At 70.0% G+C, this 20,727-nt stretch carries 17 protein-coding genes; 9 read left to right on the top strand and 8 right to left on the bottom strand.

Features of this window, described 5'->3' with window-relative positions; genetic code table 11:
• Positions 1–119 precede the first annotated feature (119 nt).
• Entirely contained in the window at positions 120–4,811 is a 4,692-nt protein-coding gene (locus tag ACIHAO_RS41160) for a HAMP domain-containing protein (RefSeq protein ID WP_396567459.1), read from the bottom strand.
• A 130-nt stretch (positions 4,812–4,941) separates the two neighbouring features.
• Between ACIHAO_RS41160 and ACIHAO_RS41155 the strand changes: the two genes are divergently transcribed.
• Positions 4,942–6,519: a SpoIIE family protein phosphatase gene (locus ACIHAO_RS41155; protein ID WP_396567457.1), complete on the top strand. Its 1,578-nt coding sequence runs from the start codon at positions 4,942–4,944 to the stop codon at positions 6,517–6,519.
• On the opposite strand, the gene ACIHAO_RS41150 is transcribed toward ACIHAO_RS41155, so the two are convergent.
• The gene (locus ACIHAO_RS41150) at positions 6,502–7,509 is read right to left on the bottom strand and encodes a DNA topoisomerase IB (RefSeq protein WP_396567455.1); all 1,008 of its coding nucleotides are present in this window, start codon (positions 7,507–7,509) and stop codon (positions 6,502–6,504) included. The two genes, ACIHAO_RS41155 and ACIHAO_RS41150, sit on opposite strands and share 18 nt — an antisense overlap.
• A 98-nt stretch (positions 7,510–7,607) precedes the next feature.
• Here ACIHAO_RS41150 and ACIHAO_RS41145 point away from each other — a divergent pair, with 98 nt between their 5' ends.
• Both ACIHAO_RS41145 and ACIHAO_RS41140 read left to right on the top strand, forming a co-directional pair.
• A complete protein-coding gene (locus ACIHAO_RS41145; protein WP_396567453.1) occupies positions 7,608–8,150 on the top strand; it encodes a type 1 glutamine amidotransferase domain-containing protein in 543 nt (180 codons plus the stop codon).
• 59 nt (positions 8,151–8,209) lie between these two features.
• On the top strand, positions 8,210–8,386 hold the full coding sequence (locus ACIHAO_RS41140; RefSeq protein ID WP_199754019.1) for a hypothetical protein: 177 nt from the start codon (positions 8,210–8,212) through the stop codon (positions 8,384–8,386).
• Here ACIHAO_RS41140 and ACIHAO_RS41135 read toward each other — a convergent pair.
• Together ACIHAO_RS41135 and ACIHAO_RS41130 are read right to left on the bottom strand one after the other, a co-directional pair.
• Positions 8,383–8,766: a hypothetical protein gene (locus tag ACIHAO_RS41135; protein WP_396567451.1), complete on the bottom strand. Its 384-nt coding sequence runs from the start codon at positions 8,764–8,766 to the stop codon at positions 8,383–8,385. The two genes, ACIHAO_RS41140 and ACIHAO_RS41135, sit on opposite strands and share 4 nt — an antisense overlap.
• Positions 8,767–8,793: 27 nt before the next feature.
• The gene (locus ACIHAO_RS41130) at positions 8,794–10,119 is read right to left on the bottom strand and encodes a protein kinase (protein ID WP_396567449.1); all 1,326 of its coding nucleotides are present in this window, start codon (positions 10,117–10,119) and stop codon (positions 8,794–8,796) included.
• Between the two features lie 144 nt (positions 10,120–10,263).
• Between ACIHAO_RS41130 and ACIHAO_RS41125 the strand changes: the two genes are divergently transcribed.
• Both ACIHAO_RS41125 and ACIHAO_RS41120 read left to right on the top strand, forming a co-directional pair.
• On the top strand, positions 10,264–11,361 hold the full coding sequence (locus ACIHAO_RS41125) for a WD40/YVTN/BNR-like repeat-containing protein (RefSeq protein WP_396567448.1): 1,098 nt from the start codon (positions 10,264–10,266) through the stop codon (positions 11,359–11,361).
• A 139-nt stretch (positions 11,362–11,500) separates the two neighbouring features.
• On the top strand, positions 11,501–12,331 hold the full coding sequence (locus ACIHAO_RS41120; protein ID WP_396567463.1) for an SAM-dependent methyltransferase: 831 nt from the start codon (positions 11,501–11,503) through the stop codon (positions 12,329–12,331).
• A gap of 353 nt (positions 12,332–12,684) precedes the next feature.
• Here the strand turns inward: ACIHAO_RS41120 and ACIHAO_RS41115 are convergent, their stop codons facing one another.
• From ACIHAO_RS41115 to ACIHAO_RS41105, 3 genes are all read right to left on the bottom strand, one after another.
• On the bottom strand, positions 12,685–14,526 hold the full coding sequence (locus tag ACIHAO_RS41115; protein ID WP_396567446.1) for a M48 family metalloprotease: 1,842 nt from the start codon (positions 14,524–14,526) through the stop codon (positions 12,685–12,687).
• 209 nt (positions 14,527–14,735) lie between these two features.
• A complete protein-coding gene (locus ACIHAO_RS41110) occupies positions 14,736–15,569 on the bottom strand; it encodes an aldo/keto reductase (RefSeq protein WP_396567444.1) in 834 nt (277 codons plus the stop codon).
• A 28-nt stretch (positions 15,570–15,597) separates the two neighbouring features.
• Positions 15,598–16,779 carry an MFS transporter gene (locus tag ACIHAO_RS41105; protein WP_396567442.1) on the bottom strand — a complete coding sequence of 394 codons (1,182 nt, stop codon included), beginning with the start codon at positions 16,777–16,779 and terminating at the stop codon, positions 15,598–15,600.
• A 143-nt stretch (positions 16,780–16,922) separates the two neighbouring features.
• Here ACIHAO_RS41105 and ACIHAO_RS41100 point away from each other — a divergent pair, with 143 nt between their 5' ends.
• The 4 genes from ACIHAO_RS41100 (at position 16,923) to ACIHAO_RS41085 (ending at position 19,894) form a co-directional block, all read left to right on the top strand.
• Positions 16,923–17,375, top strand: coding sequence for a MarR family winged helix-turn-helix transcriptional regulator (locus ACIHAO_RS41100; RefSeq protein ID WP_396567440.1), 453 nt, complete (start codon positions 16,923–16,925; stop codon positions 17,373–17,375).
• Positions 17,376–17,468: 93 nt separating this feature from the next.
• Positions 17,469–18,926, top strand: coding sequence for an amidohydrolase (locus ACIHAO_RS41095; RefSeq protein WP_396567438.1), 1,458 nt, complete (start codon positions 17,469–17,471; stop codon positions 18,924–18,926).
• Positions 18,927–18,965: 39 nt separating this feature from the next.
• Positions 18,966–19,370, top strand: a complete 405-nt coding sequence (locus ACIHAO_RS41090) for a hypothetical protein (protein ID WP_396567436.1) — start codon at positions 18,966–18,968, stop codon at positions 19,368–19,370.
• A 59-nt stretch (positions 19,371–19,429) separates the two neighbouring features.
• Entirely contained in the window at positions 19,430–19,894 is a 465-nt protein-coding gene (locus tag ACIHAO_RS41085; protein ID WP_396567434.1) for a DUF2127 domain-containing protein, read from the top strand.
• Positions 19,895–19,903: 9 nt separating this feature from the next.
• Here ACIHAO_RS41085 and ACIHAO_RS41080 read toward each other — a convergent pair whose 3' ends face one another.
• Positions 19,904–20,602 (bottom strand): PP2C family protein-serine/threonine phosphatase, encoded by a 699-nt coding sequence (locus tag ACIHAO_RS41080; protein ID WP_396567432.1) that lies wholly within the window; start codon positions 20,600–20,602, stop codon positions 19,904–19,906.
• Positions 20,603–20,727: the final 125 nt, after the last annotated feature.

The raw sequence follows: 20,727 nt of genomic DNA, 5'->3' as shown, positions 1-20,727 counted from the left end.
GGGCCGCGCGGTGGGGGGGTTTTTCTGGGGGGGGGGGGGTTGGGGGGGGGGGGGGGGGTTTCTTGTTTTCCGTTCCAACCCCACACAACCCCCCCCCCCCCACCACCTGGACCGAAGGCTCAGTCCGCGCCGACGTCCGAGGAGTCCGACGGCGCCACGGCCTGCGAGAGGCCGCTGGAGGCGGCGTCCGCTTCGAGGTGGGCGGCGATCAGGTCCAGCAGCTTGTCGGTGTCGACGGGTTTGGTGACGTAGTCGTCCGCTCCCGAAGCCAGGGTGCGCGCCTTGTCCTCCGCGGTCGCTTTCGCCGTGACGGCGATCACGGGCAGGTCTTCGTGCGCGGCCTCGGCGCGGATGGCGGTGATGGTGGCGTTGCCGTCCAGTTCGGGCATCATCACGTCCATCAGGACGAGCGCGGTGTCCTCGTGCCGTTCCAGTGCCCGGATGCCGGCGACGCCGGTCTCGGCGTAAATGACCTCCAGGCCGTTGCGCTCCAGCACGGCCGCCAGCGCGAAGACGTTCCGGAGGTCGTCGTCGACGATCAGGATCTTCTCGCCGTGGAACCGCAGCGACGGGCTCACGGGGATCGCCTGCGGCACGGCCATGATCAGCGGGACACCGCTCGCCTGTGTGGTCGGGACGACCAGGTTCGAGGCGCTCACCGGCAGGTACAGGGTGAACGTGCTGCCCTTGCCGGGTTCGCTGCGGACGCGCAGTTCGCCGCCGAGCAGTTCCGTCAGCTGCTGGCTGATCGACAGACCCAATCCGGTGCCGCCGTACTTGCGGCTGGTGGTGCCGTCGGCCTGGCGGAACGCGTCGAAGATGATCGCGAGTTTGTCCGGGGCGATGCCGATTCCCGTGTCTTCGACGGCGAACGCGAGGACGCCGGGGGCCTGGCGGAGCGAGTCGGCTTCGACCTCGCCCGGGTCGGCCATCCGGATGTGCAGGCGCACGCCGCCCTCGTCGGTGAACTTCGCCGCGTTGGACAGCAGGTTCCGCAGCACCTGCTGCAACCGGTGTTCGTCGGTGTGGATCGACGACGGCACCGGCGGGTCGATCAGGACGGCGAACTCCAGGCCCTTGTCCGAAGTGAGCGGACGGCAGATCGATTCGACGTACTCGACCAGTTCGGGCAGCGTGACGTCGGACATCTGCAGGTCCAGATGCCCGGCCTCGACCTTGGCCATGTCGAGGATGTCGTTGATCAGCTGTTGCAGGTCGCTGCCCGCCGAGTAGATCGTCCGCGCGAACTGGATCTGTTTCTCCGACAGGTTCCCGTCCGGGTTCTCCGAGAGCAGTTTCGCGAGGATCAGCGCGCTGTTGAGCGGGGTCCGCAGTTCGTGCGACATGTTCGCCATGAACTCGGATTTGTACTGCGACGCCATGGTCAGCTGCCCGGCCCGCTCTTCGAGTTCCTGCCGGGCCTGCTCGATCTCGCTGTTCTTGACCTCGATGTCGCGGTTCTGCTGGGCCAGCAGCGCCGCCTTCTCCGCGAGATCCGTGTTGGAGCGGCGCAGTTCCCGTTGCTGTGCCTGCAACTGCTCGGACCGCGCGCGCAGTTCCTGCGCCAGGCGCTGGGATTCGGTCAGCAGCGCCTCGGTGCGCGAGTTGGACTGGATGGTGCTGACGTTGACCGCGATGGTCTCCTTCAGCTGCTCCAGCAGGTCGATGTGGACGGTGCTGAAGGCGTTGATGGTCGCCAGTTCCAGCACGCCGAGCACCTCGCCCTGGAACAGCACCGGCAGCACGATCACGTTGACCGGCGCGGCCGAACCCAGCCCCGACGAGATGAGCGCGTACTCCGGCGGGGCCTCGTGGACCAGGATCGTGCGGCGGTCGACGGCGGCCTGCCCGATGAGCGACTCGCCGGGGGAGAACCGCAGGCCCGTCTGGGATTTCGCCAGCCCGTAGGTGGCGATGCTCTCCAGGACCACCTCTTCCTGCTCGTCTTCGCGGGCGAGGAAGAACGCGCCCTGCTGCGCGGACACCAGCGGGGTCAGCTCGGACAGGATCAGCGACGCCACCGACGCGAGATCGCGGTGCCCCTGCATGAGCGCGGAAAGCCTGGCCAGGTTGGTCTTGAGCCAGTCCTGTTCGCGGTTCGCCCGGGTGGTCTCCTTCAGGTTCGCGATCATCTGGTTGATGTTGTCCTTGAGTTCGGCCACCTCCCCGGACGCGTCGACGGTGATGTGCCGGGTCAGGTCGCCGGCGGTCACCGCGGTGGCCACCTGGGCGATCGCCCGCACCTGGGTGGTCAGGTTCCCGGCCAGCTGGTTCACGCTTTCGGTCAGCCGCGACCACGTGCCCGCGACCCCTGGCACCTCCGCCTGGCCGCCGAGCGTGCCGTCCGTGCCGACCTCGCGGGCGACACGGGTGACTTCGGAGGCGAAGGCCGACAGCTGGTCGACCATCGTGTTGATGGTGGTCTTGAGTTCGAGGATCTCGCCGCGCGCGTCGATGTCGATCTTCTTCGACAGATCGCCCTGTGCCACCGCGGTGGTCACCGTCGCGATGCTGCGGACCTGGCCGGTCAGGTTGTCGGCCATGACGTTCACGTTGTCCGTCAACGCCTTCCACGTGCCCGCCACGTTCGGCACGCGGGCCTGGCCGCCGAGGATGCCTTCCGTACCCACCTCGCGGGCGACGCGGGTGACCTCGTCGGCGAACGCGCGCAGCGTCTCGACCATGCTGTTGATCGTCTCGGCGAGCACGGCGACCTCGCCCTGCGCGTCGATCGAGATCTTCTTCGACAGGTCGCCGTTCGCCACCGCCGTCGTCACCGTCGCGATGCTCCGCACCTGGTCGGTGAGGTTGGTGGCCATGACGTTGACGTTGTCGGTGAGGTCCTTCCAGGTCCCGGCGACGCCGCGCACCTGCGCCTGTCCGCCGAGCTTGCCTTCGGTGCCGACCTCGCGGGACACCCGCGTGACTTCGTCGGCGAAGGCCGAGAGCTGGTCGACCATGATGTTGACGGTGTTCTTGAGCTCCAGGATCTCGCCGCGCGCGTCGACGATGATCTTCTGCGTCAGGTCGCCCTTCGCGACGGCGGTGGTGACCTGGGCGATGTTGCGGACCTGGTCGGTCAGGTTCTTCGCCATGAAGTTGACGTTGTCGGTGAGGTCCTTCCAGGTCCCGGCCACGCCGGGCACCTGCGCCTGGCCGCCGAGCCGCCCGTCGCTGCCGACCTCGCGGGCGACGCGGGTGACCTCGTCGGCGAACGCCGACAGCTGATCCACCATGGTGTTCAGCGTGTTCTTGAGTTCGAGGATCTCGCCCTTGGCGTCGACGGCGATCTTCTGGGACAGGTCGCCCTTCGCCACCGCCGTCGCCACCTGGGCGATGTTCCGGACCTGCGCGGTGAGGTTGTTCGCCATGAAGTTGACCGACCCGGTGAGGTCGCGCCAAGTACCGGCGACCCCGGGCACCTGCGCCTGCCCGCCGAGCTGACCTTCCGTGCCGACCTCGCGCGCCACCCGGGTGACCTCGTCGGCGAACGACGAGAGCTGGTCGACCATCGTGTTGACGGTCGTCTTCAGTTCGAGGATCTCGCCGCGCGCGTCGACCGTGATCTTCTGCGTCAGGTCGCCCTTCGCCACCGCCGTTGTGACCTGGGCGATGTTGCGGACCTGGTCGGTCAGGTTGTCCGCCATCTGGTTCACCGAGTCGGTGAGCCCGCGCCACGTGCCCGCCACGCCCGGCACGGTCGCCTGACCGCCGAGACGGCCTTCGCTGCCGACCTCGCGCGCCACCCGCGTGACCTCGTCCGCGAACGACGACAGCTGGTCGACCATGGTGTTCAGCGTGTTCTTGAGTTCGAGGATCTCGCCCTTGGCGTCGACGTTGATCTTCTGCGAGAGATCGCCCTGCGCCACCGCGGTGGCCACCTGGGCGATGTTGCGGACCTGGTCGGTCAGGTTGTCCGCCATCAGGTTCACCGAGTCGGTGAGGTCGCGCCACGTGCCCGCCGCGCCGGGGACCTGCGCCTGGCCGCCGAGACGGCCTTCGCTACCCACCTCGCGCGACACCCGGGTCACTTCGTCGGCGAAGGCCGAGAGCTGGTCGACCATGATGTTGACGGTGTTCTTGAGCTCGAGGATCTCGCCGCGCGCGTCGACGTTGATCTTCTGCGTCAGGTCGCCCCGCGCCACCGCGGTGGTGACCTGGGCGATGTTGCGGACCTGGTCGGTCAGGTTGCTCGCCATCACGTTGACGTTGTCGGTGAGATCACGCCAGGTGCCCGCCACCCCGGGGACCTCGGCTTGACCGCCGAGCCGTCCTTCGGTGGCGATCTCGCGGGCCACTCTGGTGACCTCGGTCGCGAACCGCGAAAGCTGCTTGATCAGGCCGTTGACCGTCTTCGCGACTTCGGCGAACTGGCCCTGCAGCGGCCGCCCGCCGACCTCTAGGGGCATCGGCTCGGACAGATCGCCCTCCGCGACCGCCCCGAGGACCCGGTTGAGCTCGGCCGTGGGCCTGCTCACGTCCTCGATCAGCCCGTTGACGACGTCGACCGCGGTCGCCCAGCCGCCGGGACCGATCTCGGCGGCGACGCGCTCGGTCAGCCTGCCTTCCTTGCCGACCGCCTCGCGGACGCGCAGGAGTTCGGTCACCAGTCGCTGGTTCCGTTCGGCGATGTCGTTGAAGGCGCCCGCGAGCTGGGCCGCGAGCCCGTCTCCGTGCGCCACGAGCCGCCGCCGGAAGTTGCCGTCCCCGAGGTCACGAGCCGCCGCGAGCAGGCGTTCCAGGGCCGCTTCGTCCACCTGGCCGCCACCACCTTCCACGGGGAGCCGGTCCCTTTGGGAGTGCTGTGTCATCTGTGTCGACCCTCTCCACCACGCATGCCAAGCCATGGTCGTCGCATCAGCGTGCCATGATTCGACCTACACTTCGAGCCAGTCCGCCCGCTCACACTGCGCTACCCGCAAGGCAGGAGGAGGTCCGGGAATGGTGTCACGGCCCGCCCCGGCCTCGACGTCGCTCCCCTCGGAGTCGTCGGCAACGACGAGCGAGGGCGCGCTGCCCGAATCCGGGAGGTTCTGGCGCGAGCTGCTGGAAGACGTTCGTGACGCGGTGCTCGTGCAGGACGTCGGCGGCGCGCTGCGCTGGTCGAATCCCGCCGCCCGTGAGCTGTTCGGCGGCGGCCGCCCGGTGCTGACCGCGGAAGGCCCCGACGTCGGGCATGTCGAACACACCGGCCGCCGGTTCCCCGCGCGGATCCGCACACTGCCCGGCGGCTGGCACGCGTGGACGGTGACCTCCGCGGTCGCGGCCGACGGCCCGCGGGTGGACGGTTTCCTCGCCGCTTCGGCGCCCAGGCTCGCCTCCGCACGCGGACGGCACGGGACGGCGAAGGTGATCGCCGAGGTCGCCGCGGCCGAACTCGCCGACTGTGTGTTCGTCCTGCTGCCGACCACCCGCGGCCGCTGGGAGTGGTGGAGCTGCGACCATCGCACCAACCACGGCCACGGCCGGATCCGCCGCGTCCCGGCCCAGCTGGCACCGGTGCTCGCCGGCACTTTCGCCTCCACCGAGGAACCCGAGGCCAAGGCGGTCCCGGAGGAGGAGGTCGCGACGCTGCCCGCGGTCGTCGCGGAGCGGCTCGCCGTCCATCCGTCGGTGACCGTGGTCTCACTCGGGTTCGACGGCGGTGCCGGGGTCACCGGCGCGGTCGTGCTCGGCAGGCGCGGCGCGGCCGCGTTCGGCGAGGACCACCCGCGCGCGGTGACCGAGTTCGCCCGCGCGGCGGGCACGGCACTGGCGAACGCGCACCGCTACGCCCGCCAGGAAGAGGCCACGCGCGGTCTGGAGACCACACTGCGCCCGACACCGCCGCCGGACGTGCACGGCGTCAAGTTCGACGTCTGGTACGAGCCGTCCGGCGGGCTGCTCGACGTCGGCGGCGACTTCTACGACGTCCTGCCGCGGGAAGACGGCAGCGCGATGTTCGTCCTCGGCGACGTCTGCGGAAAGGGTGCCGAAGCGGCGGCGCTCACCGGCCGGGTCCGGCAGACCCTTGCCGCGCTCGATCTCGTCGAGCACGACAACACGACATTGCTGAGCCTGCTCAACTCCCTGCTCATCACCGGCGGCAGCGGCCGGTTCGCCACCCTGGTGCTCGGTTCGGTGCTGGCCGGCGAAGACGGTCTCGGTGTCACCTTGGCTTCCGGCGGGCATCCCGCGCCGCTGGTGGTGCGCCGCCGCGGCGGGGTCGAGGAGATCACCCTGCCCGGCACCCTGGTCGGCATCTCCCCGCAGGCCCGGTTCGCCGAGACGGCCATCCGGCTGGGCGAGGGCGACGTCTGCCTGCTCTACACCGACGGGATCACCGAAGCGCGGCATCACGAACGGCCGTCGGACCTGTTCGGGGACGAGCGGCTGCGTGAACTGCTGGTCGGCTGCCGGGGGCTGTCCGGCCGCGAGGTGGTCGCCCGGATCCGGTCCGCGGTGCGGGAATGGCTCGGCAGCGGGGCACACGACGACATCGCCGTCCTCGCCATCGAGGCGTCACGACCCGTTCAGTAGCCGCACCACCGCCCGCTCGACGATCTGCCGCGCCTCGTCCGGATCCGCCACCTTCCCGGCCCGCCGCACCGCGCGTTCGACGGTCCGGTCCCGCCGGTACGCCTCGACCACCCGAGGGTCCACATAGGACCGTCGTGCCACGGCAGGCGTGTTGCCGAGCCCTTCGGCGACTTCCGTCATCACGGCCTTCTCGACCCGCTTCAACCCTCGTTCGCTGGACGGTTTTTCCGTGTCAGCGAAGGCGGAAGCGGCCAGGACGGTGGCGTTCCAGGTGCGCAGATCCTTGGCGGTGAAGCCGTCGCCGACGATTTCCCGGAGCCGGTCGTTGATGTCGTCGGCCTTCACCTCGTGCCAGCCGTCGCCGTTGCGATAAGCGAGCAGGCGCACGTCGCCGCTCCGCACCCGCCGGAGGGAGCGGACCAGCCGCACCAGTGCCTCGTCCCGCAGCCGGACCTTCCGCTGGATGCCGTGCTTCGCTGGGTAATCGCAGACGAGACATTCGTCGCGGAGTTCGACGTGTTCGCACAGCAACGTCGCCACCCCGTGCGTGCCGTGCTCGTCGGCATAGCTTTCACCGCCGGTCCGGAAGACGCCCAGATCGATCATGCGCAGGGCACCGGCGAGCACGCGCTCCCGTTTCAGGCCGCGTGCGCCGAGATCCTCTCGAACCGTTTCGCGCAGCTTGGGCAGCTTTCGTGCCAGCGCGAGGACGCGTTCGTGCTTCTCCTCATCCCTGGCCCGCCGCCATTCCGGGTGGTAGAGGTACTGCTTCCGCCCGGCGTCGTCCACCCCGACGGCCTGGATGTGGGCGTTCTCGTGCGGGGAGATCCACACGCGCCGCCAGGCGGGCGGGATCGCCAGCGCGTCGATCCGCTCGATCGTCTGCCGGTCCTTCAGCGGCTCGCCGTCCGGGGTCAGATAGCCGAAGCCACGACCTCTGCGCCGCCTCCGGATTCCGGGGGACCCCAGGTCCGCTCGCCGAAGTCGCATGCGGGCTGATACCCGCCGCGGCGGGAGTTCATGCCCATGGTTCGGCCTGCCCGGTCCGGGGTAGTCGGAGAGCGACCATGACACAGGAGGGAAACCCGATGGCGACATCGCTGAACGGACGCCGCGTGGCCATCCTCGCCGCGGACGGCGTGGAACAGGTCGAACTGGTCGAACCCCGCAAGGCGGTCACCGACGCCGGGGCGACGGCCGAGGTCGTCTCGCTGGAGGCCGGCGAGATCCAGGCCATGAACGGCGACATCGACAAGGCGGACAAGTTCACCGTCGACCGGGTCGTCAAGGACGTCACTGTCGACGACTTCGACGCGCTCGTACTGCCCGGCGGCACGATGAATCCGGACAATCTACGCGCGGACGAGAACGCGGTCCGCTTCGTCCGCGACTTCGTGAACAGCGGCAAACCGGTCGGGGTGATCTGCCACGGCCCGTGGACGCTGGTCGAGGCCGACGTCGTCCGCGGCCGCACGCTCACCTCGTACCCCAGCGTGCGCACCGACATCCGCAACGCCGGCGGCACCGTCGTCGACGAGGAGGTCGTCGTCGACAAAGGCCTGATCTCCAGCCGGAACCCCGGCGACCTGCCCGCGTTCTGCTCCGCGATCGTGACCGCCTTCGCGGGGTAAACGAGTGGCGCGCGTCACAGGGATGGGGGATCGTGGTGGGCAGAAAAGGAGGTGCCGCGATGACCGTGCATGCCAGACGCTACGGCCGGTGGTGCCGTGAGCATTTCGACACCGAGCCCGAACCGGATCCGAAACAGCCCGCGGAGGCCGCCGCCACCCCGGACGTCACCGATGCCAGGGCCGAGCAGGCCCAGGCCGGTGACGCCCCCGAGGCGAAGCCGGGTTCGCTCAACTAGAGCGTGCGCCGGTACCAGACCCGTTTCGGCCCGGGGAGGCCGATCCGCGAGACGAGGTCGGTCACCACGCCGCCGATGATCAGCCACAGCAGCGCGGCGAGACCGTCGTTGAACAGGGTGCGCAGTTTGAGGCCGTCCGGGGTGAACAGGTTGCGGAGCCCGAGCGAGACGCCGCGCGACCATTGGTCGATCAGTTGCGCGAACCCGTTCCCCGGATTGGCCTCGCCGAACACGAGCAGGATGTGCACGATCAGCACCAGCGCGAAGATCCAGCACGCCGCGTGGACGACGGCGTTGATGATCCGCACGGCGCGGATCCTGGCGGGTGTCCGTTCGACGATCTCTTCCTGCGGCTCGCGCGGGTCGTTGATGTAGGTCATCGCCGTCTCCCATCCACTGTGGACACCTCAGCCGGGTGGCCCTGGCCTGCTCTTGGTCGGCGGGTTCGGTTTCGTTTTGCTCGGTTTGACCGAGGTTTCCGGCCGGTCGCTGGAAGCGGTCGTGCTTTTCGGCGTCGAGGTGGCACCGGTGCTTTCGGTGGTGGCCGGTGGATTCGCGGAGACCGGGACGGCCTCGGTCACCGCGACCGTGCCCTGGGGCGCGTTCACGCCGCCTGTGGGCACTTCGACGGCCTCCGAGGATCGCGCTCCTTGGCCTGCCACCGGAGCGGACGAACCGGTCGCCGCCGGGGGAAGGATTTCGCCCGGCGAAGCCGGCGGGTTCGCCCCGGTCTGGTTGGCCGCCAGCAGGACCCCGATGGTGATCGCGGCGGCCGGCGCGCTGATGGCGGCGACCACCGCCGCCCGTCTGCGGGTGGCGGGCGCGAGATGGACGACCTTCGTCCCGGTCGAGTCCTCCAGCAGGATCCGCGAGATCGCCGCGGCCGTCGGGCGTTGCGACGGCTTCCGCGCGGTCATCCCGCGCAGCAGCGTCGTCATGGTCACCGACAGCCCGTCGGGGATCCGGGGCGGCCGGTGCAGCCGTCCGACCGCGGCCTCGACCGGCGTCCCGGTGTACTCCCGTTCCCCGGACAGGCATTCGAGCAGGACCAGGCCCAGGGAGTAGATGTCGGCGGGCGGGCCGACGTTCTCACCGCGGACCTGTTCGGGTGCCATGTACGCCGCCGTGCCGACGACGCCGCCGGTCTCGGTCACCCTGGTCGCGTCGAAGGCGTGGGCGACCCCGAAATCGCCGATCAGCGGGCCGTCGTCGGCGATCAGGATGTTCGCCGGTTTCAGGTCGCGGTGGGTGATGCCGTGCGCGTGGACGTGCGCGAGCGCGTCGGCCAGCCGGGCGGCCAGTTCGACGACCGCGTCCTGGGGGAGCGGGCCCGAGCGCAGGCGCTGGGCCAGATTCGGCCCGTCGACCAGCCGCATCGTCAGATAGGTATAGCCGTCGTCGGAGCCCGCGTCGTACAGCGGGACGAGCCCGGGATGGCGGACCGCGCTGAGGGTCTCGATCTCCTGCTCCCGGCGGCGCTCGTCCCGGAGCATCGTGTCGGCGTGGAACAGCTTCAGCGCGACTTCGCGCCCTTCGTGCAGGTCGTGGGCTCGGAAAACGCGTGAGGTCGCGCCGCGGCCGAGCAGCTCGCCGACTTCGTACCGGCCGGCGAGCCTGCGCGGCAGATGGTCCGGGTCGTGGACGTTCAGGCTGAACCGGCGCTCAGTGGTCGCGGCGTCGGGTTCCCCGGGCTCCTCGACCTCACCGTCAGCGCGCGGCCCCGCGTCGTCCATCGGTGCTACCTCCGTCTCACCGGCCGAACGCCGTATACCCGGTCCGGCCCCGGGTGAAACAAGGTTCGACAGCGTACCCGAGATGATCTGCGGGTTCACCCCGAACGGCGGGCAACCCCGGCGGGGGCCGGACGTCTCGTGGTCATGAAGCCGAACCGGTGGGCCGCGCTCGCCGCCACCGCACTGACCGCCCTGGCCGTCTTCACTCCGCCCGCCGCCGCCGATTCGGCTGTGCCCAAGGGTTTCGCCCCCGCGTCAACGAGCTGGACCGGGCCGCTGCGCGGCTTCGTCCTCGGCTTCTTTCCTTGTGGCAGACCAGGATGGTGCGCGTCCCTGCTGTCTACGGCCGACGGCGGGAAGCGGTGGCGGCGCGTCGGCGAACCGCCGATCTCGTTGCCGGACAACCACAATCAGGTCAAGCTCACGGTGGTCGGCGAACGCGACGTATTCCTCTCCGACGGCACCCGGCTGCTCGCCAGCCACAACGGTGGCGGCAAATGGTCCGAGGTCCGGCTCGCCGGGGTCCGGGAACCCTTCTATATTTCGAAAATCACCGAAGCAGGACCTCGGGTGTTCGCGATGGTCGCCGGTTTCGGCAGCCCGTCGACGACGACGCTGTACGCGGGGATCTCCGGAACGCGGCTCCTTCACCCCGTCCCGGGGTTCACCGTCACCGGCTCGTCCACCTATGGGGATGTCGCCACCAGCGGCGGGATCCAGGTGTCGATGGGAGCCGACTACCGCGTCCAGAAGTACTGGACTTCGTCCGACGGCCTGACCTTCGCGCCCGCTCCGCCGCCCTGCCCGGCGGACAGCGCGGCTTCACTGAGCGGAGTCCGGCAGGGGCACGTGCTGGCGTTGTGCAGCGGGGGACCGGGGACACCGCAGCCGGGGTCGACCGTCCGGCGGCTGTGGCGCGCGCCGAAGCTCGGCGGCCACTTCACCGGAACGGCGCAGGCGCCCACCCTCGGGATCAACCAGAGCTTCAGCGCGGCGTCGCCCACGTCGGCGACCGTCGCGGCGGAAGGCGGCGGCACCGGATTCCTGCACAGCACCGCCGACGGCGGGGCGACCTGGACGACGACGGAACTCAGCGGCCGCGGCCTCTGCCTCAACGACCTGGACTTCCCGGACGAACGGGTGGGCGTGGTCGTGGACGGGCTGCCCGACGCCGACGGCGGATCGGCCGTGTACCGCACCACCGACGGCGGTGGCACGTGGCGTGAGCTCGCCTTCGGGTGATCGTCGCAGGTGGGCAAGGCCCTTGGGGAGGTTCACGGGGATGCACGCCATGTCGTAATCTGTGTACGGTCCGTCGATGTCGAGGGAGCCGTGGGCACGTTCACGTGGCCAGTGCGCGGCTGAAGGGTGGAACGTGTCCATGACTTCGGACGAGGTCCGGTCTGTGCCGAGGCGCCCGCTTCCCCTCGACTACAGCAAGCCCAACCTCGCCAGGATGAAGGACGTCCTTCTCGGCGGGCACGACTACTACGAGGTCGACAAGCGAGCGGTCGACGACCTGCTCGCCCTCGCCCCCGACGCCGCCGCGATGGCCAAGGAGTTCCGCTCCTGGGCGAACCGGGTGGTCCGGTTCCTCGCCGGCGCCCGCGGCATCGATCAGTTCCTCGACCTCGGCTCCGGCCTGCCCACCGCGGAGAACACCCATCAGGCGGCGCAGCGGTACAACCCCGACGCGGTGGTCGTCTACGTCGACCACGACCCGGTCGTCCAGGCACACGGGCTGGCACTGCTGGAGGACCACCTCGTCCACGTCAGCGGCGCGGATCTGACCGACCCCGAGCAGACCCTCGCCGATCCGGTGGTCACCGAACACATCGAACTCGACCGCCCGGTCGCGGTGATCCTGAACTCCGTGCTTCACCACATCGAAGACTTCGGGAAGGCGCGGGCCGTCGTCCGTGCCTACGTCGACGCGATCGCGCCGGGGTCCTACGTACTGATCACCCACGACTTCACCCCCGGCGAGGGCGCGCGCGGCGCGCTCGCGCGGAAACTCGACGACCTCATGGGCAGCACCGGGCACCGCACGGTGCACCGGAACCGCGAGGAGATCGAGTCCCTGTTCGACGGGCTGGAGATCCTCGAGCCCGGGCTGGTCCACCTGCACGAATGGTGGCCGGAAGGCCCGCGCCTCGCGCCGCTGACCGAGCTGAACCACCTGAGCCTCGGCGGCGTGGGGTTCAAGCTCTAGGAGACCCTGGGGCCCGCCAGTCACGGCGGCGGCGCGTGAAGGACCCCTTCCCTCGGCTCAAGACGGTGGGCTGGGATGACGCGAGTCACGTCCCCAAACACGCGAGTTACGCCTCCAAGCACGCGAGTTACGTCCCCAAGCACGCGAGTCACGCCTTTGTCGAAGTACATGAAGGGGGCCTTCATGTACTTCACGACCGGCCGCCGAGATCACAACCGTCCCACTATCACCAGGGGTCACATTCGACGGTAGCGAAAGCCTCCTTCACTACCGTCAGAATAGGAAAGGAGGCCCTCACTACCAGGAGAACGCGTACGCAGGAGCGACACTGGCCCCGCGCCACCCACCCGGCCTCAGGCCTTCAGCGAGCTGAAGAACGCCTTCAGGTCGTCGTGCGCGGTGCCGAAGTCTTCGGTGTTGCCGGTCATCGCGAGTTCCAGCGTTTCGCCGTCGGAGAGTTCCAGCGTCAGGTACACGGTGAGTTTCCGGCGGGGGAAACCGCCCGCGACGATGTCCGCGAACGGGATCCGCCGGGCGCCCGGTTCGGCGCGCAGATCGTCGAGGCCGCGCTCCCGCAGCTTCCGGATCCGTTTGCGGTCCGAGACCCCGCGTGCCCCGATCAGGCCGGCGAGTCCGCGGCGGACTAGCACCGAGCGCGCCATCGGCAGCAAGATCACTTCGGTGTCGCAGACGATCAGGTCGTACAGCCTCCGCTTGGCCTTCAGCGCGGTGAACAGGCCGAGCATCCGCGCTTCGGCGGGATCGGGCTCGGGCTGGGGCTCCTGCTTGCAGAAGTACGCGGCGGGCACGTTCAGCAGTTGCAGGTTGTGGACCAGTTCGTCGACCGCGCGCGGGCTCCGCACCGCCGGGGCGACCAGCTCGGTGACGTCGAACGGCTCGCCGTCGCCGAGGCACAGTTCCCAGCCGCCGCCCCAGTTCAGGCGGTGCGCGGCGACGCCGTTGTCGATCATCGCGGCGGTGACGGTGTCGGCGAACAGCTCTGTCAGCAGTTCGAGGCCCTCTTCGCGGGACGGGGCCCGCAGGGGCCTGGCGAGCGCTTCGGCGTCGCCGTCGCGCAGCACCCGCACGACCTCGCCGATCGTGCCGCGTGGCGCCAGCCTGCTTTCGAGCCCGGCCGAGGTCAGCAGCCTCGCGCCCTCCGCCACCGACGCCCGGCCCGCGCGTTTGACGACCTCGTCCCAGTCCGCGCGCGGCCCGACGTCGCGGATCAGCACGTCCAGCTCCGCCTCGGGCACGTCGACCTTCGGCGCCCCCAGCAGCGACCAGCCAGGCCGCGCGTCCGGCTTCACCGGGTTGTCCGGCACACCGGCGAGCGCGGCGATCCGGCGCTTCGTGGGCGGATGACTGTCGTACTTCGACAGCTCCTCGCCGTCGATGATGTCTTCGGCGTACTCGGCCACCCAGTCTCGCTGGACGGGGTGATTGAGGTACGACCGGAACCCCAGCAGCACCGGGGGCGTGCGCCGCGCCGTCGCGCCGAGTGAGAGGTAGCGCTCGGCGTAGTCCTTCCAGAGCGGGCTCAGCGTCGCGACCTTCCGCAGCGCCGCTGCCGCCGTCCGGCTGCCCGCCGCGAGCACCGACGCCTCGTCGGCCTGCAGTTCCTGCCGCCGGTTCGCCGACCGGGCGACCAGCAGGTACAGCTTCGAGTAGGCGGAGAGCAGCGCCCTGGCGGGGCCGCCGTCCAGCCTGTCGACGGTGAAGGCGAGCGTCTGCGTGCCCCGGTAGGTCAGCGCGAGCAGACGGGTGTGGCCGCCGCTGTAGTGCCCGAGTTCGTGCGCCAGCACCGAACGCAGCTCGCTCACGCTCATCGCGGCCAGCAACGGCAGCCCGATCAGCATCGTGCGGCGCCCCGGCCGCAGGCCGAGGAACCGGGCGTCCTCGCTGACCGCCGCGTTGATCTCGCCGATCAGCACGATCTCGTCCGGCGGCCGCGTCTTCACCTGGGCGGCGAGGTCGTCGATCATCTCCCACAACGCGGGATGGGCGTCGCGGTCGAGCCGCGGCCCCTCGATCGGGGGACGCCGTGCCCGCAACGCGCTCACCAGCCCGAAGCCCAGCGCGATCATGATCGCGAGCCCGGCGAGCATGACGTACATGCCGATCTTGCCCTGGATCCGCAGGCCCGCCAGCACACTGGCGACACCCACCGCGACGACCACCACTGGGAACGCCACGAGCAGAAGTGTCGCGAGGACGGCGCGTCCTCGGGCCTGCATCGTCCGGTTACCTCTTTTCGCACAAGTGCCGTCTGTGCGGCCGAATAGTAACCGGCTACCCAGCGGGCTCGTGCGAGAACGAAGAGCTACACCCACGACCTGCGAACACGCAATCAGTCACCTACTTGCTTCCGCGACGCAAGTAGGTGACTGATTGCGGGAGAAGGCTAGGCGACGTTGAAGGTGTCGGGGTCAGGACCGGTCCGCTCGCCCCGGTCCAGCACGGACAGCGACGCGATGTCCTCTTCCGACAGCGTGAACCCGAAGACGTCGAGGTTCTCCTTGATCCGCGAAGGCGTCACGGACTTCGGGATCACGACGTTGCCGAGCTGCAGATGCCATCGCAGCACGATCTGCGCCGGGGTGCGGCCGTGCTTCGAAGCGAGCGCCTTGATCGCGTCCTCACCGAGCAGGTCGCCGCCCTTGGCCAGCGGGCTCCACGCTTCGGTCGCGATGCCGTGCTTCGCGTCGAACGCGCGCACCTCGGCCTGCTGCAGGTACGGGTGCACCTCGACCTGGTTGACCGCCGGGGTCACGGAACCGGCGTCGAGAAGCCGTTCGAGGTGCGCCGGCTGGAAGTTGGACACGCCGATCGCGCGCACCCGGCCGTCGGCGTAGAGCTTCTCGAAGGCCTTCCACGTGTCGCGGTAGAGATCGCGCTCCGGCGTCGGCCAGTGGATGAGATACAGGTCCAGTTTCTCCAGGCCGAGTTTGGCCATGCTGGCGTCGAACGCCTTCAGTGTGGCGTCGTAGCCCTGTTCGCTGTTCCACAGTTTGGTGGTGATGAACAGTTCGTCGCGGGCGATCCCGGACTCGGCGAGCGCCTTGCCGACGCCCGCTTCGTTGCCGTAGATGGCGGCGGTGTCGATGCTGCGGTAGCCCGCGTCCAGCGCGGCCTTGACGGCGGCGGTGGTCTCCTCGTCCGGCACCTGGAAGACGCCGAACCCGAGCTGCGGCATCTCCACCCCGTTGTTGAGCTTGACGGTGGGAATGTCGGTCACTTGCGTTCCTTTCGTGGGTACTCGCGGGTCAGGCGGCGGGGGCCAGTTCGGCGCGACGAGCCTTTCGCCGCCCGCTGTCGAGCATGCCGGAGATGACCGCGACCAGCAGCCCGGCGAGGGCGAGCCCGGCGCCGATCCAGTTGGGCGCGGTGTAGCCGAGACCCGCGTCGATGGCCTTGCCGCCGAGCCACGCGCCCGCGGCGTTGCCGAGGTTGAACGCGGCGATGTTGGCGGCCGAAGCCATCGCGGGCGCGCCTTCGGCCTTGTTCATGACGCGGGCCTGAAGCGGCGCGACGGTCGCGAAACCGGCGGCGCCGAAGACCGCGATGGTGATCGCGGCGGGGAGCTGGGCGTGCGCGGTGAAGACGAACACCACCAGCACGGCCGCGAGCACGGCGAGGATGACGTACAGGCTGGGCATCAGCGCCCGGTCGGCCGCCTTGCCGCCGAGCAGGTTGCCCGCGAACAGCCCGGCGCCGAACAGCACCAGCAGCCAGGTCACCGCGCCGGGGGTGAAGCCGGCGACCTCGGTCATCATCGGGGCGATGTAGGTGAAGGACGCGAACACCCCGGCGAAGCCGAGCGCCGTCATCGCCAGCGCGAGCCACACCTGCGGACGCCGGAACACGGCCAGTTCGCTGCGCAGTCCCGCGCTCTTCGTCGTCGACTGGACGGGAACGAGCGCGAGGATCCCGATCAGGCCGATCACCCCGAGCGCGCTGACCGCCCAGAACGTCGAGCGCCAGCCCAGCGCCTGTCCGAGCGCGGTTCCGGCGGGGACGCCGAGGACGTTGGCGACGGTGAGGCCGGTGAACATCATCGCGATGGCGCCGGCCTGTTTGTTCGGCGCGACGAGTGAGGCCGCGACGACCGCGCCGACGCCGAAGAACGCGCCGTGCGAGAGCGCGGCGACCACGCGGCCGGTCATCAGCAGGCCGTAGGCAGGGGCCAGCGCGGAAACGACGTTGCCGGCGATGAACAGGACCATCAGGCCGACGAGGACCGTCTTGCGCGGCACCCGCGACGCGAGCGCGGTGAGTACCGGGGCGCCGACCACGACGCCGAGCGCGTATCCGGAGATCAGCAGCCCGGCGGAGGGGATCGAAACGCCGAAGTCGGCCGCGACCTCGGGCAACAGGCCGATGATCACGAACTCGGTGGTGCCGATCCCGAAGGCGCTGATCGCCAGTGCGAGCAGAGCGGCAGGCATGGGGGTTCTCACTTCTTCCCGTAGAGTGGGGTTACTGGCGTGAGCAACTACGAGCGTCCGAAATAGTTGCACACGCCGCATATTGCACACGCTTGATGATGCATGACGCAACGAAACTCGGGCAACCGGGGAAGAGGTGAACCGTGTCACTGGCCGACGACGCCGTGGAGGCACGCGCGCAGGGCTGGCGGACCCTGGCCGCACTGCACGCGCGGATCGAGGACGCGCTCGAGCGCGCGCTGGCGCGGAAGCATGAGCTGTCCGTCACCGAGTACACCGTGCTGGACGTGCTCGCCCGCCAGGACGGGTTCCACCTGCGGATGAACCAGCTGTCGAACGCCGTCGTGCTCAGCCAGTCGGCGACGACCCGGCTGGTGTCGCGCCTGGAGGACCGGGGACTGCTGCAGCGGTACCTGTGCCCGGACGACCGGCGGGGGATCTACACCGAGGTCACGCCTGCCGGGCAGGAACTGCTCGCGGCCGCGCGGCCGACGCACGACACCGTCCTCACCGAGGCACTCGCCGCCGCCGAGGAACTCCCCGAACTCGCGCCCTTGGTCGCCGCGCTCGGAAAGCTCACCTTCGCCCGCTCCTGACGTCCCGCAATTCGGCACCTGCTTGCGGTGGTTGGCATCGCGAACCACCGCAAGCAGGTGCCGAATTGCGACACTGGCTGGCAAGGTGAGGGCGTGGAAGATCTTCTGTTGCGCCGGGTCCGGGTCGGCTTGGCGGGTTCCCTGTCGGACGTGCTGATCAAGGACGGCCGGATCGCGGCCATCGCGGGACCGGGGCAGGCGGGTGAGGCGTCGGAGATCCTGGACGGGCACGGCGGCACGCTGCTGCCCGGCCTCGTCGACGCGCACGTGCACACCGCGCAGTGGTCGGCCGCGCGCCGCCGGATCCCGCTCGGGGAGGCGACGTCGGCCGCGCACACGGTCGAACTCGTGCTCGCCCATCTCCTGGCGAATCCCGTGCCGCCCGGCGATCTCGTTCTCGGCGCCGGGTTCCGCGACGGCCTCTGGCCCGACGCCCCGCACAAGGACCTGCTGCAGAAGGCGCTGCCCGGGCATCCGGTCGCCCTGTTCAGCGCCGACCTCCACACGCTGTGGCTCAGCCCGGCCGCGCTGAAGCTCATCGGCCGCGAGCATCCGACCGGCGTGCTGCTGGAGAACGACTGCATGAGCGCGACGGCCGAACTCCCGGTCGCCCCCGACGACGTCATCGACGGCTGGGTCGCCGACGCGCTCGACGCGGCGGCCGCCCGCGGTGTCACCAAGATCGTCGACTACGAGTACACCGACACCGTCACCGACTGGCGGCGACGGCTGGCGCGGAAACCCCTGCCGGTCCGGATCTCCTGCGTGATCGCGAAGTACCTGCTCGACACCGCCGTCGAACGCGGCCACCGCACCGGCGACGTCCTCGAAGACACCGGCGGCCTGCTCACGGTCGGCCCGTACAAGCTGTTCGTCGACGGTTCGCTGAACACCCGCACCGCGTACTGCGTGGGCCACTACGCGGGAACGGAGTCCCACGGGCTGCTCGAACTGCCGCCCGAGGAGCTGGAACCGTTGATGCGCAAGGCTTCCGAGCATGGCCTTTCCCCCGCGGTGCACGCGATCGGCGATCACGCCAACAAGATCGCGCTCGACGCCTTCGCCGGTGTCGGGTGCTCGGGCCGTATCGAACACGCGCAGCTGCTGTGCGCCGAGGACGTCGCGCGCTTCGCCGAACTGGGCGTCGTGGCGAGCGTCCAGCCCGCCCATCAGCCGGACGACCGCGACGTCGCCGACCGGCACTGGCACGGCTGGACCGATCGGGCCTTCCCTTACGGCGCTTTGCATCGCGCCGGGGTGCGGCTGGAGTTCGGCTCCGACGCGCCGGTCGCGCCGCTGGACCCGTGGGACGCGATCGCGTCGGCGGTCAGCCGCACCGACGACGACCGGCCGCCGTGGCATCCCGAGCAGGCCATGCCGCTGGAGGCCGCGCTCGCGGCGTCGTCCGGCGGCCGGACCGGAGTGGTCGTCGGAGACGTCGCGGACCTGGTCGTCACCGCGGTGGACCCGTCGCGACTGTCCCCGGCCGGGCTGCGCGACACCCCCGTCACGGCCACCGTCATGAACGGCCGGGTCACCTACGCGGCTTGACTCTTTCCTTGCCAGGGCGCAACGCCTTAATGGAAGGGCATGGATCACCGCCTGCTCGACCGGCTCCGGGACCTCCACGGCTCCCTGAGCACCGACATCACCTTCGTCACCCGGATGGTGGAGGACGACGTGCCGCGTGCCGACGTCCTCCGTGATCTCGGGGAACGGCTCACCGATCTCGGCGGCGCGCTGCTCCGCCGCTCGGACGCCGTCAACGCCGACGTGCTGGCGAAGCTGCCGGACGACGGCTGGCTGCCCGGCGCGGGCGAGCGTCACCACTCGCTGAGCGTGGCCCACAACGTCGGCGGACGGCCGCTGCGCTGCGGGCGGATCTATCTCGCCCTCTGCGGAGCGCCGTGCTTTCCCTTCTACGGCAGGGACCCCTCCGGCCGCACCGCACGGCACGAGCGGTGCCCGGCCTGCCGGGACCGCCTGTTCCGGTGACGGCGGCTGCGGACGGCCGCCAGGTGGGGCAGGGTGAGGTGATCGCGGAGGGAGCGCCCATGAACACCGAGAAGCTGTTCCGGATCGCCATCACCCTGAAGGGGCTCGACGGCGCGTTGCAGCTGGTGGGCGGGCTCGTCCTGATGCTCGTGCCGTCGTCGGCCGTCTCCGGTTTCGCGCACGCCGTGGTCACCCGCGACCTGCTCGGCGACCCCGAGGGGACGCTGGCCCGGCACCTCGAACTCGCGGCGGGTCACTTCGTCGAAGGCCGGACGTTCGCCGTCGTGTACCTCGTCGTGCACGGACTGATCAAACTCGGCCTGGTCTGGGCACTGGCGAAGAAGGTGGTGCGGGCCTACCCCGTCGCCGCCGTCGTGCTCTCGGCGTTCGTGGTCTACGAGATCTTCCGCGCGATCCACACGCACTCGCTGGCGCTGCCGTTCTTCGCCGCCCTCGACGTCGTGATCGTCGTGCTGGTGCTGCGCGAATACCGGCAGCTGAAACGGGATCGCGTCGCGGCCTGACCGCCCGGTTCAGGCCGCGACGCGAAACTTTTCCGTGGTGACGTCCGCACTGGGCGGATCCACCACGATCACGGTGGCGTTGTCCGAGCCACCGAGCGAGATCGCCGTCCGCACCAGTTCGGTGGCCGCCCTGTCCGGCATCCCGAGGATGTCGAGCATGGTCGGACCGCTGAGCGTCTTGTGCACACCGTCGCTGGTGAGCACGAGCCCGCCGGTCGTGACGGTGGCCGTGCCGATCTCGTGCGCGGCGGCCGTGCGGACGCTGGTGGTGACGACGTGTTCCATCCGCGGTGTCACGGGCTGTTCGTGGTCGCGGAAGTACTGCGCGAGCGTATGGTCCTTGGTCACTTGCCGCACGTTGTGACCATCCCAAGCGTACGCCCGCGCGTCCCCGACCCACGCGATGCCATACCCCTCGTCGGTGCGGACGGCCACGACGAGGACGCAGTCACCTGTCCCGCCGAGCCCGAGCACAGCGCGCTGAGCAGCGAGAACAGCCGCGGTGGCGCCCTGCTCGACCGGTGTCCGTGCCGCCGCCGAAGCTGCCGTCCGCGCCGCTCGTGCCGCGTTCGGGTGATCTCCGACTCCATCCGCCAGCGCGAACACGATTCCCCGTCCGCCCGCGGCCGAGTACGCCGCGACGGCGTCCGCGTTGTGCTCGCGCGGCCCCTGCGCGCTCGCCGTGTGCCAGTGTGGAAGCTCCCGCATGGTCTTCTCCTCACCCCTGGGTGATCCGCCTGCTTCCAGCGTCCGCCTCTTTCCTGTGGGCGAGCTGAGGGTGGGGTGATAGCCGGCTGTCGGTCCCGTCTCGTGATCAGAGGCGTAACTCGCGT

The organism is Amycolatopsis sp. NPDC052450 (assembly GCF_044547565.1).
Lineage (GTDB): Bacteria > Actinomycetota > Actinomycetes > Mycobacteriales > Pseudonocardiaceae > Amycolatopsis.
Note: the sequence above shows the minus strand (reverse complement) of the source record. Positions and strands in the feature narration are given on the sequence as shown.

Coding starts and splice junctions, on each gene's coding strand:
- ACIHAO_RS41130 (WP_396567449.1), bottom strand. CDS start 10,119: ATGGACGACGCGGGGCCGCGCGCTGACGGTGAGGTCGAGGAGCCCGGG.
- ACIHAO_RS41085 (WP_396567434.1), top strand. CDS start 19,430: ATGAACACCGAGAAGCTGTTCCGGATCGCCATCACCCTGAAGGGGCTC.
- ACIHAO_RS41135 (WP_396567451.1), bottom strand. CDS start 8,766: ATGACCTACATCAACGACCCGCGCGAGCCGCAGGAAGAGATCGTCGAA.
- ACIHAO_RS41090 (WP_396567436.1), top strand. CDS start 18,966: ATGGATCACCGCCTGCTCGACCGGCTCCGGGACCTCCACGGCTCCCTG.
- ACIHAO_RS41125 (WP_396567448.1), top strand. CDS start 10,264: ATGAAGCCGAACCGGTGGGCCGCGCTCGCCGCCACCGCACTGACCGCC.
- ACIHAO_RS41120 (WP_396567463.1), top strand. CDS start 11,501: ATGACTTCGGACGAGGTCCGGTCTGTGCCGAGGCGCCCGCTTCCCCTC.
- ACIHAO_RS41140 (WP_199754019.1), top strand. CDS start 8,210: ATGACCGTGCATGCCAGACGCTACGGCCGGTGGTGCCGTGAGCATTTC.
- ACIHAO_RS41160 (WP_396567459.1), bottom strand. CDS start 4,811: ATGACACAGCACTCCCAAAGGGACCGGCTCCCCGTGGAAGGTGGTGGC.
- ACIHAO_RS41080 (WP_396567432.1), bottom strand. CDS start 20,602: ATGCGGGAGCTTCCACACTGGCACACGGCGAGCGCGCAGGGGCCGCGC.
- ACIHAO_RS41150 (WP_396567455.1), bottom strand. CDS start 7,509: ATGCGACTTCGGCGAGCGGACCTGGGGTCCCCCGGAATCCGGAGGCGG.
- ACIHAO_RS41105 (WP_396567442.1), bottom strand. CDS start 16,779: ATGCCTGCCGCTCTGCTCGCACTGGCGATCAGCGCCTTCGGGATCGGC.
- ACIHAO_RS41155 (WP_396567457.1), top strand. CDS start 4,942: ATGGTGTCACGGCCCGCCCCGGCCTCGACGTCGCTCCCCTCGGAGTCG.
- ACIHAO_RS41145 (WP_396567453.1), top strand. CDS start 7,608: ATGGCGACATCGCTGAACGGACGCCGCGTGGCCATCCTCGCCGCGGAC.